The sequence below is a fragment of the Kaistella montana genome, assembly GCF_024436175.1.
Classification (GTDB): Bacteria; Bacteroidota; Bacteroidia; order Flavobacteriales; family Weeksellaceae; genus Kaistella; species Kaistella montana.
This window is the reverse complement of sequence record NZ_JANFQP010000003.1, coordinates 112,912-126,261: the sequence shown is the minus strand read 5'-3', so window position 1 is coordinate 126,261 and position 13,350 is coordinate 112,912. Positions and strand designations below refer to the sequence as shown.

General features: G+C 36.3%; 27 protein-coding genes. 26 read left to right on the top strand and 1 reads right to left on the bottom strand.

Going from position 1 to position 13,350, the window contains the following annotated elements; genetic code table 11:
- The 26 genes from rplW (at position 1) to rplQ (ending at position 12,739) form a co-directional block, all read left to right on the top strand.
- Positions 1-291 carry a 50S ribosomal protein L23 gene (gene rplW / locus NOV28_RS10485; RefSeq protein ID WP_255930757.1) on the top strand — a complete coding sequence of 97 codons (291 nt, stop codon included), beginning with the start codon at positions 1-3 and terminating at the stop codon, positions 289-291.
- Positions 292-304: 13 nt separating this feature from the next.
- Positions 305-1,126, top strand: a complete 822-nt coding sequence (gene rplB / locus NOV28_RS10480; protein ID WP_255930755.1) for a 50S ribosomal protein L2 — start codon at positions 305-307, stop codon at positions 1,124-1,126.
- 2 nt (positions 1,127-1,128) lie between these two features.
- The gene (rpsS, locus tag NOV28_RS10475; RefSeq protein WP_048499083.1) at positions 1,129-1,407 is read left to right on the top strand and encodes a 30S ribosomal protein S19; all 279 of its coding nucleotides are present in this window, start codon (positions 1,129-1,131) and stop codon (positions 1,405-1,407) included.
- Between the two features lie 2 nt (positions 1,408-1,409).
- Positions 1,410-1,811: a 50S ribosomal protein L22 gene (rplV, locus tag NOV28_RS10470; RefSeq protein WP_031503600.1), complete on the top strand. Its 402-nt coding sequence runs from the start codon at positions 1,410-1,412 to the stop codon at positions 1,809-1,811.
- Positions 1,812-1,818: 7 nt separating this feature from the next.
- A complete protein-coding gene (rpsC, locus tag NOV28_RS10465) occupies positions 1,819-2,553 on the top strand; it encodes a 30S ribosomal protein S3 (RefSeq protein ID WP_255930740.1) in 735 nt (244 codons plus the stop codon).
- 81 nt (positions 2,554-2,634) lie between these two features.
- Positions 2,635-3,060 (top strand): 50S ribosomal protein L16, encoded by a 426-nt coding sequence (rplP, locus tag NOV28_RS10460; RefSeq protein WP_031503399.1) that lies wholly within the window; start codon positions 2,635-2,637, stop codon positions 3,058-3,060.
- 12 nt (positions 3,061-3,072) lie between these two features.
- On the top strand, positions 3,073-3,261 hold the full coding sequence (gene rpmC / locus NOV28_RS10455) for a 50S ribosomal protein L29 (protein ID WP_255930737.1): 189 nt from the start codon (positions 3,073-3,075) through the stop codon (positions 3,259-3,261).
- Positions 3,262-3,273: 12 nt separating this feature from the next.
- The gene (gene rpsQ, locus NOV28_RS10450) at positions 3,274-3,531 is read left to right on the top strand and encodes a 30S ribosomal protein S17 (protein WP_088263399.1); all 258 of its coding nucleotides are present in this window, start codon (positions 3,274-3,276) and stop codon (positions 3,529-3,531) included.
- A complete protein-coding gene (gene rplN, locus NOV28_RS10445) occupies positions 3,531-3,899 on the top strand; it encodes a 50S ribosomal protein L14 (RefSeq protein WP_031503404.1) in 369 nt (122 codons plus the stop codon). The genes rpsQ and rplN overlap by 1 nt, the downstream gene beginning before the upstream one ends.
- 18 nt (positions 3,900-3,917) lie before the next feature.
- A complete protein-coding gene (gene rplX, locus NOV28_RS10440; RefSeq protein WP_255930734.1) occupies positions 3,918-4,244 on the top strand; it encodes a 50S ribosomal protein L24 in 327 nt (108 codons plus the stop codon).
- An 11-nt stretch (positions 4,245-4,255) separates the two neighbouring features.
- On the top strand, positions 4,256-4,807 hold the full coding sequence (gene rplE / locus NOV28_RS10435) for a 50S ribosomal protein L5 (protein WP_255930732.1): 552 nt from the start codon (positions 4,256-4,258) through the stop codon (positions 4,805-4,807).
- 3 nt (positions 4,808-4,810) lie between these two features.
- Positions 4,811-5,080, top strand: a complete 270-nt coding sequence (gene rpsN, locus NOV28_RS10430; protein WP_031503409.1) for a 30S ribosomal protein S14 — start codon at positions 4,811-4,813, stop codon at positions 5,078-5,080.
- A gap of 149 nt (positions 5,081-5,229) precedes the next feature.
- On the top strand, positions 5,230-5,628 hold the full coding sequence (gene rpsH / locus NOV28_RS10425) for a 30S ribosomal protein S8 (RefSeq protein WP_255930721.1): 399 nt from the start codon (positions 5,230-5,232) through the stop codon (positions 5,626-5,628).
- A gap of 17 nt (positions 5,629-5,645) precedes the next feature.
- The gene (gene rplF / locus NOV28_RS10420; protein ID WP_255930719.1) at positions 5,646-6,191 is read left to right on the top strand and encodes a 50S ribosomal protein L6; all 546 of its coding nucleotides are present in this window, start codon (positions 5,646-5,648) and stop codon (positions 6,189-6,191) included.
- A 17-nt stretch (positions 6,192-6,208) separates the two neighbouring features.
- Positions 6,209-6,556, top strand: a complete 348-nt coding sequence (rplR, locus tag NOV28_RS10415; RefSeq protein ID WP_255930717.1) for a 50S ribosomal protein L18 — start codon at positions 6,209-6,211, stop codon at positions 6,554-6,556.
- An 18-nt stretch (positions 6,557-6,574) separates the two neighbouring features.
- Complete coding sequence (gene rpsE, locus NOV28_RS10410) at positions 6,575-7,096, top strand: 30S ribosomal protein S5 (RefSeq protein ID WP_255930715.1); 522 nt, start codon at positions 6,575-6,577, stop codon at positions 7,094-7,096.
- Between the two features lie 10 nt (positions 7,097-7,106).
- A complete protein-coding gene (gene rpmD / locus NOV28_RS10405) occupies positions 7,107-7,283 on the top strand; it encodes a 50S ribosomal protein L30 (RefSeq protein ID WP_031503420.1) in 177 nt (58 codons plus the stop codon).
- A gap of 77 nt (positions 7,284-7,360) precedes the next feature.
- Positions 7,361-7,807, top strand: a complete 447-nt coding sequence (gene rplO, locus NOV28_RS10400; protein WP_255930712.1) for a 50S ribosomal protein L15 — start codon at positions 7,361-7,363, stop codon at positions 7,805-7,807.
- A gap of 8 nt (positions 7,808-7,815) precedes the next feature.
- On the top strand, positions 7,816-9,195 hold the full coding sequence (gene secY / locus NOV28_RS10395; RefSeq protein WP_255930710.1) for a preprotein translocase subunit SecY: 1,380 nt from the start codon (positions 7,816-7,818) through the stop codon (positions 9,193-9,195).
- Between the two features lie 8 nt (positions 9,196-9,203).
- A complete protein-coding gene (infA, locus tag NOV28_RS10390; RefSeq protein ID WP_031503426.1) occupies positions 9,204-9,419 on the top strand; it encodes a translation initiation factor IF-1 in 216 nt (71 codons plus the stop codon).
- A gap of 138 nt (positions 9,420-9,557) precedes the next feature.
- The gene (gene rpmJ, locus NOV28_RS10385; protein ID WP_007839480.1) at positions 9,558-9,674 is read left to right on the top strand and encodes a 50S ribosomal protein L36; all 117 of its coding nucleotides are present in this window, start codon (positions 9,558-9,560) and stop codon (positions 9,672-9,674) included.
- A gap of 9 nt (positions 9,675-9,683) precedes the next feature.
- Positions 9,684-10,061 carry a 30S ribosomal protein S13 gene (gene rpsM / locus NOV28_RS10380; RefSeq protein ID WP_055041710.1) on the top strand — a complete coding sequence of 126 codons (378 nt, stop codon included), beginning with the start codon at positions 9,684-9,686 and terminating at the stop codon, positions 10,059-10,061.
- 12 nt (positions 10,062-10,073) lie between these two features.
- The gene (gene rpsK, locus NOV28_RS10375; RefSeq protein WP_088358785.1) at positions 10,074-10,463 is read left to right on the top strand and encodes a 30S ribosomal protein S11; all 390 of its coding nucleotides are present in this window, start codon (positions 10,074-10,076) and stop codon (positions 10,461-10,463) included.
- Positions 10,464-10,558: 95 nt separating this feature from the next.
- Positions 10,559-11,167, top strand: a complete 609-nt coding sequence (gene rpsD / locus NOV28_RS10370; RefSeq protein ID WP_255930682.1) for a 30S ribosomal protein S4 — start codon at positions 10,559-10,561, stop codon at positions 11,165-11,167.
- 33 nt (positions 11,168-11,200) lie between these two features.
- Positions 11,201-12,196: a DNA-directed RNA polymerase subunit alpha gene (locus NOV28_RS10365; protein WP_255930672.1), complete on the top strand. Its 996-nt coding sequence runs from the start codon at positions 11,201-11,203 to the stop codon at positions 12,194-12,196.
- A 6-nt stretch (positions 12,197-12,202) separates the two neighbouring features.
- Entirely contained in the window at positions 12,203-12,739 is a 537-nt protein-coding gene (gene rplQ, locus NOV28_RS10360) for a 50S ribosomal protein L17 (RefSeq protein WP_255930670.1), read from the top strand.
- A gap of 74 nt (positions 12,740-12,813) precedes the next feature.
- Here the strand turns inward: rplQ and NOV28_RS10355 are convergent, their stop codons facing one another.
- Positions 12,814-13,248: a hypothetical protein gene (locus NOV28_RS10355; RefSeq protein WP_255930668.1), complete on the bottom strand. Its 435-nt coding sequence runs from the start codon at positions 13,246-13,248 to the stop codon at positions 12,814-12,816.
- Positions 13,249-13,350: the final 102 nt, after the last annotated feature.

Sequence of the window (13,350 nt, the reverse complement as noted above, 5' to 3'; positions counted from 1 at the left end):
ATGTCTATTATTATTAAACCGATCATTTCAGAAAAAGCGAACTATCTTACCGATTTGAGAGGAGCTTATTCTTTTTTTGTGAACACAAAAGCGAATAAAATCCAAATCAAAAAAGCGATAGAAGAGGCTTATGGTGTAAAAGTAGCAGACGTAAGAACAATGATTTACGCTCCTAAAGTTTCAGCGAAACACACCAAAAAAGGATTACAGGTTGGGAAAACCAACAAATTGAAGAAAGCAGTTGTTTCTCTAGTAGAAGGAGAAGTAATTGATATTTTTGCAACGAATTAAATAATCAATAGTAATGTCTGTTAGAAAATTAAAACCTATCACCCCGGGACAGAGATTCAGAGTTGTGAACAACTTTGAGGAAATTACTACCAACAAACCAGAGAAGTCTCTAACCGTTGGTATTAAAAAGTCAGGTGGTCGTAACAATACTGGTAAAATGACCATGCGTTACACCGGAGGTGGACACAAACAAAAGTACAGAATTATCGACTTCAAAAGAAACAAGTTTGATGTTGAAGGAACGGTAAAAACTGTAGAGTACGATCCGAACAGAACAGCTTTCATCGCTCTAGTAGAGTACACAGATGGAGAGAAGAGATATATCATCGCTCCAAATGGGATCAAAGTAGATCAGAAAGTAATCGCTTCGGAAGCTGCAGAACCTAACGTAGGTAATGCAATGAAGTTGAAGAACATTCCATTAGGAACTGTAGTATCTTGTATCGAACTTAGACCTGGTCAAGGTGCGGTAATGGCAAGAAGTGCAGGATCTTCAGCACAGTTAACTTCAAGAGATGGTAAATACGCAATCGTAAAATTACCTTCAGGAGAATCAAGAATGGTTCTTACTGAGTGTATGGCTATGATTGGATCTGTTTCTAACTCTGATCACCAACTTACCGTATCTGGTAAAGCAGGTAGAAGCAGATGGTTAGGAAGAAGACCTAGAACAAGACCAGTTGTAATGAACCCAGTTGATCACCCAATGGGAGGTGGTGAAGGACGTTCTTCAGGAGGTCACCCAAGATCTAGAAATGGTATGCCGGCTAAAGGTTACAAAACTAGAAAGAAAAACAAAGCGTCTAACCGATTTATCGTATCTAAAAGAAAATAATTATGGCAAGATCACTTAAGAAAGGACCTTTCATTCATCACACTTTAGATAAGAAGGTTCAGGCAAATATAGAGTCTGGTAAGAAGACAGTTATTAAAACTTGGTCCAGAGCATCAATGATCTCTCCGGACTTCGTAGGACAAACCATCGCAGTACACAACGGGAAATCTTTTATCCCAGTATACGTAACCGAAAACATGGTAGGTCACAAGTTAGGCGAATTTTCTCCGACAAGATCTTTCAGAGGTCACGGTGGTAACAAAAATAAAGGAGGTAGATAATCATGGGATCAAGAAAAAGAGAAAGTGCATTAGCACGTAAAATAGCAAACCAAGATGTAGCAAAAGCGTTACATAATGATTGCCCATCTTCTCCAAGAAAGATGAGATTAGTTGCTGATATCATCAGAGGAGTAGAAGTAGATAAAGCTTTAGCTATCCTTAAGTTTTCTAAAAAAGAGGCTTCAAACAAATTGGAGAAAGTTCTTCTTTCTGCAATGGCAAACTGGCAAGCTAAAAACGAAGGAGCTGATATCGAAGAAGCAAACTTAATCGTAAAAGAAATTATGGTTGATAGTGCTAGACAATTGAAGAGACTAAGACCTGCACCACAAGGTAGAGGACACAGAATCAGAAAAAGATCGAACCACATTACACTAATTTTAGGTACTAAAGACAATAAATAATCAAGGTATGGGACAGAAGACAAATCCAATTGGTAACAGATTAGGTATCATCAGAGGATGGGATTCTAACTGGTTTGGTGGTAAAAACTACGGCGACAGAATCGCTGAAGATTACAAAATCAGAAGATACCTTGAAGCTAGATTATCTAAAGGTGGTATTTCAAAAATCTATATTGAAAGAACCCTAAAATTAGTAACAGTAACCATCACTACTGCTAGACCGGGATTAATCATCGGAAAAGGAGGACAGGAAGTTGATAAATTAAAAGAAGAATTGAAAAAGATTACCGATAAGGATATCCAAATCAACATCTTCGAAATCAAAAGACCTGAACTAGACGCAGTATTAGTTGCTGACAGCATCGCAAAACAAATCGAAAATAGAATTTCTTACAGAAGAGCTGTGAAAATGGCAATTCAAAGCACCATGAGAATGGGAGCTGAAGGAATCAAGGTACAAATCTCAGGTAGATTAAACGGAGCTGAAATGGCAAGAAGCGAATCTTTCAAAGAAGGAAGAATCCCATTGTCAACTTTTAGAGCAGATATCGATTATCATATCGGTGAAGCACTTACTCAGTATGGGAAATTAGGCGTGAAAGTTTGGATCATGAAAGGAGAAGTTTACGGTAAAAGAGACCTTTCTCCACTAGTAGGACAGCAGAAGAAAGCCGCAGGAGGAAGAGGAGAGAGAAATGAAAGAGGCGATAGAGGAGACAGAAGACCAAGAGAAAGAAAATAATTAATAAAATTTTAGAGGACAGTTTTAAATGACCGTTACTTTTTTAAAAGCTAAAATCTAAAATCTAAAATTTAAGAAATTATGTTACAACCAAAAAGAACCAAATTCCGTAAAGTTCACAAGATGAAAATGAAGGGGATTGCCCAAAGAGGGAATCAACTTGCTTACGGAACTTTCGGTATCAAAGCAACAGAAGGAGCTTGGATCACTGCAAGACAAATTGAAGCAGCTCGTATCGCTGCTACAAGATATATGAAAAGAGAAGGTCAACTATGGATCAAAATCTTCCCGGATAAGCCTATCACCAAGAAACCAGCCGAAGTACGTATGGGTAAAGGTAAAGGTGCCGTGGAATATTGGGTATCTGTAGTAAAACCAGGGAAAATTATGTTCGAAGTAGGCGGTGTTCCTTACGATGTAGCGAAAGAAGCACTAAGACTTGCCGCACAAAAATTACCGGTAGTTACCAAATTTGTAGTCGCTAACGATTTTGTTCAACCTCAATAATCTGAAATTATTATGAAAAAAGCTGACATCAAAAATCTAAGCGCAGGAGACATCCAAAACAAATTAGCTGAAGTAAAAGCAGATTTCAACAAATTGAAACTTGCACACGCAATCAGCCCGATTGAAAATCCTATTCAAATCAGAGACTTGAGAAAAACAATCGCTCGTCTTGAAACTGAATTAACACTAAAACAACAATAAGAATTTCATTTTATCATGGATAGAAATTTAAGAAAAGAAAGAATCGGAATTGTTTCCAGCAATAAAATGGAAAAAACCATTGTTGTAAGTGAAACTACCAGAGTAAAGCACCCGATGTACGGTAAATTCGTTCTAAAAACGAAAAAATATACCGCTCACGACGAAAACAACGAGTGTACTGAAGGGGATACAGTATTAATTACTGAAACAAGACCTTTAAGTAAAAGTAAAAGATGGAGATTAGTACGAATCATTGAAAAAGCTAAGTAATGTTACAAACCGAATCAAGATTAAAAGTTGCTGATAACACAGGTGCAAAAGAAGTACTTGTTATCAGAGTTCTGGGAGGAACCAGAAGAAGATACGCTTCAGTTGGTGATAAAATCGTAGTTACTATCAAAGATTCTACACCACAAGGAAACGCCAAAAAAGGAACCGTTTCTAAAGCAGTAGTAGTAAGAACTAAAAAAGCAGTAAGAAGAAAAGATGGATCTTACATCAAATTCGACGACAATGCTTGTGTTCTTCTTAACGCAGCCGGAGAAATGAGAGGTACCCGTGTATTCGGACCCGTTGCCCGTGAACTAAGAGATAAAGAATATATGAAAGTCATTTCATTAGCTCCTGAAGTACTTTAATTTTAAAATTTACAAAAAATGACAAAGTTAAAAATCAAAAGAGGAGATAACGTAATCATCACTACCGGAAAGAAAGAAATTAAAGGTAAAAAAGGTGAAGTTATTGAAGTGATCAGAAAAGAAGGCAAAGACGCTAGAGTAATTGTTGCAGGTTTAAATATCGTTAAAAAACATACCAAACCTTCAGCAGCAAACCCACAAGGCGGAATTGTAGAAAAAGAAGCATCTATCCACATTTCTAACGTAGCACTTATCGACAAGAACGGTAAAGCAACTAAAACAGGATACAAAGTGGAAGGTGATAAAAAAGTAAGAGTTGCCAAAACAACCGGTGAAACCTTATAATTATAAAGACGATGCAATATATAGCAAGACCAAAACAAAATTATAAAGAGAAAATTGTTCCTGCGATGATGGAAGAATTTGGGTACAAATCTGTAATGCAGGTACCTAAATTAGAAAAAATCGTTATTTCGCAAGGTTTAGGAGCTGCTACAGCCGATAAAAAAATTGTGGACTATGCAGTTGAAGAACTTACCGCAATCACCGGCCAAAAAGCAGTAGGAACTCTCTCTAAGAAAGATGAGGCAGCTTTTAAACTAAGAAAAGGTATGCCAGTAGGAGCAAGAGTAACTTTAAGATCCAACCAAATGTATGAGTTCTTAGATCGTCTTACTTCTTCAGCTTTACCACGAATCAGAGATTTCTCTGGTATCAAAGCTGACGGTTTCGACGGAAGAGGAAATTACAACTTGGGGATCACTGAACAAATCATTTTCCCAGAAATCGTAATCGACAAAGTAAAAAAAATCCAAGGGATGGACATTACTTTCGTTACTTCTGCGAAAACTGATAAAGAAGCAAAAGCATTATTAACTCACTTCGGTTTACCTTTCAAAAAGAACTAAAAGATGGCTAAAGAATCAATGAAAGCGCGTGAGCGCAAAAGAGAAGCTACAGTAGCAAAATATGCTGAGAAAAGAAAAGCTTTGAAAGAAGCCGGAGATTACGAAGCATTACAAAAATTACCGAAAGACGCTTCACCAGTAAGATTGCACAACAGATGTAAATTAACAGGAAGACCAAGAGGTTACATGAGAACCTTCGGTATTTCTAGAGTAACTTTCCGTGAAATGGCCAATGCAGGTTTGATTCCGGGAGTGAAAAAAGCAAGTTGGTAACAATTTAGAACAATCGAGATAATCAAGTTGATTATAAGATAAAAGAAAAAAGAATAAAGAGAAAAGATTCAGATCTTGGCTCTTTGTTCTTTGCTCTTGCTTATTTTTTCAAAACTAATTATCATAAACCAATAATTTAAAATAGAAAAATGGTAACAGATCCAATTTCAGATTTCCTAACCAGAGTAAGGAACGCACAAAGCGCAGGCCACAAAGTGGTGGATATTCCTGCATCGAAAATCAAAAAGGAGATTACAAAAATTTTGTTTGATCAAGGTTATATTTTGAACTACAAGTTCGAAGATAATGCTGTTCAAGGAAATATCAAAATCGCTTTAAAGTATGACAAGCAAACCAACAAACCTGCAATCAAAAGCATTCAAAGAGCTTCAAGACCAGGTTTAAGACAATACAAAGGTTCAGAAGAACTTCCAAGAGTATTGAACGGTTTAGGTATTGCTATTATCTCAACTTCTAAAGGAGTAATGACAGATAAAAAAGCCAGACAAGAAAAAGTAGGTGGAGAAGTAATCTGCTATGTTTATTAATTTTTAATCAAAGGAAAATGTCAAGAATTGGTAAATCAATTATAGAAATTCCTGCTAATGTTACCGTAACCGAAAAAGACGGTTTAGTAACTGTGAAAGGACCGAAAGGAGAACTTACACAGCAAATCAGTGAAGGAATCACTCTAAAACAAGAAGACGGAATACTTACTTTAGAAAGACCGTCCGAATCAAAACAACATAAAGCATTACACGGTCTTTACAGAGCGTTAATCAACAATATGATTGTAGGAACATCTGAAGGCTTCACTAAACAATTGGAGCTAGTAGGAGTAGGATACAGAGCATCACACCAAGGTAACAGATTGGATATGGCTTTAGGATTCTCTCACGGTATCGTGATGGATCTTCCAAAAGAAATCACTTTGGATACATTATCTGAAAAAGGTAAAAACCCAATCATTACTTTGTCTTCATACGACAAACAACTTCTTGGAATGGTTGCTGCTAAAATCAGATCTTTCAGAAAACCTGAACCTTACAAAGGAAAAGGGGTAAGATTCGTAGGTGAAATTGTTAGACGTAAAGCTGGTAAATCTGCTTAATTTTAAAACTTAAGAAAATGGCACTAAGCAAATTAGAAAAAAGAAATAGAATTAAAAGAAGAGTAAGAGGAAAAATCTCAGGCTCTTCAGAATTACCAAGATTATCAGTTTACAAAAGCAATAAAGAAATTTACGCGCAACTAATCGACGATAAAGAAGGTAAAACCTTAGCATCAGCTTCTTCTAGAAGCCTTAACGCTAAAGGAAATAAAGTTGAAATCTCTGCAGAAGTAGGAAAAGCAATCGCTGAAAAAGCTAAAGCTGCAGGAATTGAAAATATAGTGTTTGACAGAAACGGTTTCGTGTACCATGGTAGAGTAAAAGCTCTTGCTGACGGTGCTAGAGAAGGCGGACTAAAATTCTAATCATTAAATTTCGGAAACATGTTAGGACTAGATAATATAGAAAAAGTAAAACCGGGAGGATTAGAATTAAAAGATCGTCTCGTTGCTGTAAACAGAGTAACTAAAGTTACCAAAGGGGGACGTGCATTCGGTTTTTCTGCAATTGTTGTTGTAGGAGACGAAGCTGGAACCGTAGGTTTCGGTTTAGGAAAATCTAAGGAAGTTGCTTCTGCAATCGCAAAAGCGGTAGAAGATGCAAAGAAAAACTTAGTTAAAGTTCCAGTAATCAACCATACCATTCCTCACCAAACTTCTGCAAGATACGGCGGTGCCGATATCTTCTTAAGACCAGCTTCTCACGGTACCGGGCTTATTGCCGGTGGTGCGGTAAGAGCAGTATTGGAATCTGCAGGTGTACACGACATCTTGTCAAAATCTAAAGGATCTTCTAACCCACACAACGTAGTGAAAGCTACTTTCAAAGCATTGTTGGACATCAGAAGACCAGAAGATATTGCAAAATTAAGAGGTGTTTCATTAGATAAAGTGTTTAACGGTTAATATAAAAGCAATGGCAAAAATTTCAGTAAAACAAGTAAAAAGCGCTATTGGTAGAACTAAAACCCAAAAAAGAACGCTTGAAGCATTAGGATTGAAAAAACTTCACCAAGTTGTTGAACACGAAGCTACTCCTTCTATCTTAGGAATGGTGGCTGCTGTGAGTCATTTAGTTGAAGTTCAAAAATAAAAATTGTTACAGTTGAAGTTTGAGGTTAAATTTTTTAGCCTTAAACTTTAAACTTTAAACCTTAAACAAAATTAGAAATGAATTTAAATAATATAAGACCGGCATCAGGTGCAACTCACAATTCTAAAAGACTTGGTAGAGGGCAAGGAAGTGGAAAAGGTGGTACTTCTGCAAAAGGACACAAAGGTCAAAAAGCGAGAGCGGGTTACTCCCAAAAAATCGGTTTTGAAGGTGGACAGATGCCTTTGCAAAGAAGACTTCCTAAATTCGGTTTCAACAACGTAAACAGAAAAGAGTACAGAGCAATTAATCTTGATACCCTTCAACTTTTAGCTGATGCGAAAAACATCACCGAAATTACTAAAGACATTTTAGTAGAAAACGGTTTGGCTAAGAAAAGCGAAATTGTGAAAATCATGGGTAGAGGAGAATTGAAATCAGCGGTTTCAATCTCTGCACACAAATTCACAAAAACTGCTGAAGAAGCTATCGCAAAAGCAGGAGGTAAAGCAATTACTCTATAATCATTACAATGAAAGAATTTATACAAACACTAAAAAACATTTGGAGTCTTAAGGAACTTAGGGATAAAATACTTTTTACCCTTGGTTTAGTCCTCGTGTATAGATTCGCATCTTATATTTCCCTACCTGCTATCAACATGGCAGAGGTAGGGAATCTTTTGGAACATTACCAGAACCAAGGTGGCAACAAACAAGGAGCAGGTCTTCTTGGGTTGCTTTCTTCGTTTACAGGGGGGGCATTCAGTAGAGCTTCAATTATGGCGCTCGGAATTATGCCTTATATTTCTGCATCGATCATCGTTCAGCTTATGGGGATGGCTATTCCTTATCTTCAGAAGTTACAGAAAGATGGTGAAAGTGGTAGAAATACTTTGAACCAGATTACAAGATGGTTAACGATCGCAGTTTGTTTGGTGCAAGCACCTTCTTACCTTACTTCAATTACCCAGATGTTCTTGCCACATGCGCAATTTGCATCTGCTTATTATGTGCATCCTGATTCTATCATGTTTTGGTTGCCAAGTATTGTAATTTTAGTAGCAGGATCGGTATTTGCAATGTGGTTAGGAGAAAAAATTACGGATAAGGGTATCGGAAACGGTATTTCAATCTTAATTATGGTTGGTATTTTGGCAGACCTTCCGGGAGCATTTATCCAGGAAGTTGCTACACAAACTGGGAAAGGCGGTTTAGGTACTATCATGATTTTAATTGAAGTTTTATTCTGGATGCTTGTAGTTCTTTTAGCAATTGTATTATCGGTTGCGGTAAGAAAAATTCCTATTCAGTATGTAAGTAGAGCACAGGCAAGAGGTGGTGCAAACAGAAATTTAATGCAAGGTGCAAGACAGTGGATTCCACTTAAAGTAAATGCTTCGGGAGTAATGCCGATCATTTTTGCCCAAGCTTTAATGTTTGTTCCTGGACTTTTAACGAAAGTTGATGAGACCAATACTTTCCTTGCAGGATTTAAAAATGTTTTCAGCTGGCAATATAATGTATTGTTTGCGTTATTGATTATCATATTCTCTTTCTTCTACACAGCGATCACTATTCCAGTGAATCAAATGGCTGATGATTTGAAGAGAAATGGTGGATTAATTCCTAAAGTAAGACCCGGAAAAGAGACTGCAGATTATATTGATGATATTTTATCAAAAATTACTTTGCCCGGTTCAATGTTTTTAGCTATCTTTGCAATCCTTCCGGCAATAGTGCACGGAGCGTTTGTTCAAACAGATAGATTTGCCCTCTTTTTCGGGGGTACATCGCTATTAATTATGGTAGGAGTAATCCTAGATACCGTTCAACAAATCAACACGTATTTGCTGAACCACCATTATGATGGCTTGATGCAGTCGAAATTATCTAGAACAACAAACCAGTAATTAGATAAATGGCTAAACAAAAACATATAGAACAAGACGGTGTCATTACAGAAGCACTTTCGAACGCGCAGTTCCGTGTTGAACTAGAAAATGGGCATGTACTTATTGCTCATATTTCGGGTAAAATGCGAATGCACTACATCAAACTTTTACCTGGTGATAAGGTAAAATTGGAATTATCTCCTTACGATTTATCGAAAGGAAGAATCACATTTAGATACTAATTACGGAGCAGTCCGGAAGTTATTATAATAAGAAAACAAATAGAATCATACGATTTTATTAGTCATTTAAATATTTAAACAAAAGGGGGTGGAATCACTTGGAGTTCATCTAACCGTTGGAAAATTAAACCAAAACAAATGAAAGTTAGAGCATCTATCAAAAAAAGAAGTGCTGATTGCAAAATTGTTCGCAGAAAAGGCGTTCTGTTTGTAATCAACAAGAAAAACCCAAAATTTAAACAAAGACAAGGCTAAAATTAAATTATGGCGAGAATTTCAGGTATTGATTTACCAAAAAACAAAAGAGGCGTTATCGGCTTAACTTACATCTACGGAATCGGAAGAAGCACTTCCTCCGAAATCCTTAAAGCAGCCGGAATCAGCGAAGACAAGAAAGTCAACGAATGGAATGACGATGAATTGGCATTGATCAGAAACTACATCACTGAAAACATCAAAGTAGAAGGTGAATTGCGTTCTGAAACACAATTGAACATCAAGCGATTGATGGACATTGGTTGCCAACGAGGAATACGTCACAGACTGGGATTACCTTTAAGAGGCCAAAGAACTAAAAACAATTCTAGAACCCGAAAAGGAAAGAGAAAAACTGTTGCTAACAAGAAAAAAGCAAGTAAATAATCGGTAAGAATTATGGCAAAACAGACTAAAGTAGTTAAAAAAAGAAAAGTAAAAGTTGAAGCGATTGGTGAAGCACACATCCAAGCATCATTCAACAATATTATTATTTCTTTGACGAATAAAAACGGAGAAGTAATCTCTTGGGCATCTGCCGGAAAAATGGGATTCAGAGGTTCTAAAAAGAATACTCCTTTCGCAGCTCAGATGGCTGCAGAAAATTGTTCTACTGTAGCACACGAAGCTGGGCTTAGAAGAGTAAAGGTGTTTGTGAAAGGACCTGGTGCAGGTAGAGAATCTGCAATCAGAACTATTCACAATTCAGGAATTGAAGTTAGTGAAATCGTTGACGTGACTCCAATGCCACACAACGGATGTAGACCACCAAAAAGAAGAAGAGTATAATAAATTAGAATTTTAAATTTTAAATTTTAAATTTTGAATGAATTCATTTATTAATCTGAAATCTGAAATCTAAAATCTATAATCCTTAGAAAATTATGGCAAGATATATTGGACCTAAAACTAAGATTGCAAGAAAATTTGGTGTTGCAATCTACGGAGATGACAAAAACTTCGAGAAAAGAAAAAACCAACCACCAGGACAACATGGTGTGAACAAAAGAAGAGGATCAAAGAAATCTGAATATGCTGTCCAGTTAATGGAAAAGCAGAAAGCTAAATATACTTACGGTATTTTAGAAAGACAATTTGCTAACCTATACGAAAAAGCGCAAAGAGCAAAAGGCGTTACTGGTGAAGTTCTTTTACAATTATGTGAATCTAGATTAGATAACGTTGTTTACAGACTTGGTTTTGGTAAAACAAGAGCAGGAGCAAGACAATTGGTTTCTCACAGACACATTACAGTAAATGGCGAATTGGTAAACATTCCATCTTATTTGTTGAAAGCTGGTGATGTAGTTGCAGTAAGAGAAAAATCTAAATCTCTTGAAGTAATTGCAGATTCATTAGCTTCTAAAACAAACTATGAGTGGTTGCAATTCAACGACGAAACAAAACAAGGTACTTTCGTATCAGCTCCGGAGAGAATTCAAATCCCGGAAGATATCAAAGAACAGTTGATCGTCGAACTTTACTCTAAATAATTTTTTTCAAATTTTTGCTCAACCCCAAATTATATGGCAATTTTAACATTTATTAAACCCGATAAAGTAATCCTACTTAACTCTGATGATTTCAAAGGTCAATTTGAATTCAGACCATTAGAACCAGGTTTCGGACTTACTATCGGTAATGCTTTGAGGAGAGTATTACTTTCTTCTCTTGAAGGATATGCTATTTCATCTATCAAAATAGAAGGCGTAGAGCACGAATTTTCAACGATTCCCGGCGTTATTGAAGACGTAACAGAAATTATTCTGAACCTGAAACAATTAAGACTTAAAGCTAAAACTGAAAATGCTACGGCTGAAACAGTAACTGCTAAAGTTTCCGGACAAACTACTGTAACAGCAGGAGATTTAGGAAAATCAATCCAAGGGTTTGATGTTTTGAACCCAGATTTGATCATCTGCAACCTTAATAAAGATGTTAAATTTGAAATCACTTTCAACATCGAAAAAGGTAGAGGTTATGTTCCTTCTGAGCAGAATAAATCAAACAATGCGCCTATCGGTACCATTGCGATTGATTCGATTTTTACGCCAATCAAGAAAGTGCAGTACAGTGTTGAAAACTATCGTGTAGAGCAAAAAACAGACTACGAAAAACTTGTTTTGGATATTGAAACTGATGGCTCAATCAGCCCTCAGAATGCTTTAACCGAAGCTTCTAAGATATTAATTTATCACTTCATGTTGTTCTCTGATGAGAGAATCACTTTGGAAACTGAAGCCGTGAAAGCATCCATCCAATACGACGAAGAAACTTTACATACAAGACAGCTCCTTAAATCTAAATTAACAGATATGGATCTTTCTGTAAGAGCATTAAACTGCTTGAAAGCTGCTGAAGTGGAAACTTTAGGAGAACTGGTTTCTTATACAAAGTCTGATTTGATGAAATTCAGAAATTTCGGTAAAAAATCTTTAACAGAATTAGAAGAATTAGTGCATGCAAAAGGTCTTAACTTCGGTTTCGACGTTGCTAAATATAAATTAGACGCTGATAAATAAAAAACAATGAGACACGGTAAAAAATTCAATCACTTAGGAAGAACTGCTTCGCACAGAAGCGCTTTGCTTTCTAATATGGCTTGTTCTCTTATTGAGCATAAAAGAATCAACACTACTGTTGCAAAAGCGAAAGCTTTGAGAGTATATGTTGAACCTATCTTAACAAAAGCGAAAGAAGATACAACTCACAACAGAAGAACAGTTTTCTCTTACCTGCAAAGCAAAGAAGCAGTTACTGAATTATTCAGAACAGTTGCTCCTAAAATTGCAGAAAGAAATGGTGGTTACACCAGAATTATCAAAACTGGATTCAGACCAGGCGACGCTGCAGATACTGCAATGATCGAGCTTGTAGATTTCAATGAACTTTACAACCCGAATGCTGAAGAGAAAAAAGTAACAAGAAGAAGCAGAAGATCTGCCGCTCCTAAAGCTGAAGCAGTTGCTGCTGAAGTAAAAGAAGCTCCGGCAAAAGCTGATGCTAAAACTGAAGAACCTACTGCAGAAGCTGCAGACTCTACAGAAGAAAAAGCTGCTGAATAATTCAAACAGTTTTTAAATATAAAAAACCATTCAATTTGTGTTGAATGGTTTTTTTTGCTTTAATCCGAATAATTTTAGTTAACTCTCGCTTTTTTTAAGGCAATCACATTATTTCCTTGGGTAATGATTACACTATCGTTTTTGGCAACAATCTCGAAATCGTAATTTCCGTAAACGCCTTCACCTTTTTCCTCTTTTCGTGGTGCTGAAATGGTTTTATTATTACTTCGAATGCTGATTGATTTTTCTTTGTCGGTATTTTTGAAAGTCACCAAAGCCGAAGATCCATCTTCCGCAACATATCGGTCGGTTCGTTCAGTACTGGTATTTTCTCCATTTTTCACTATTTTTTCAATGGAAACTGTGCTGTCAATCGTTCCGTTTTTGTTATCAACTTTGATATCGGAGCTTTCCTCTACGATTACATTCTTATTTCCTTCTGTAGATTTATTGCAACTATAACTCGTCAAAAGTGCAATTGCAGATGCCGAATAAATTATTTTTTTCATGACAAAATTATTTTTAATCATTCAAATTTACGATTACTTTTTTTGATTTAATAAAACTAAATTAATTAACGAAATTTTAACGCTAACATTCATAAAATCATG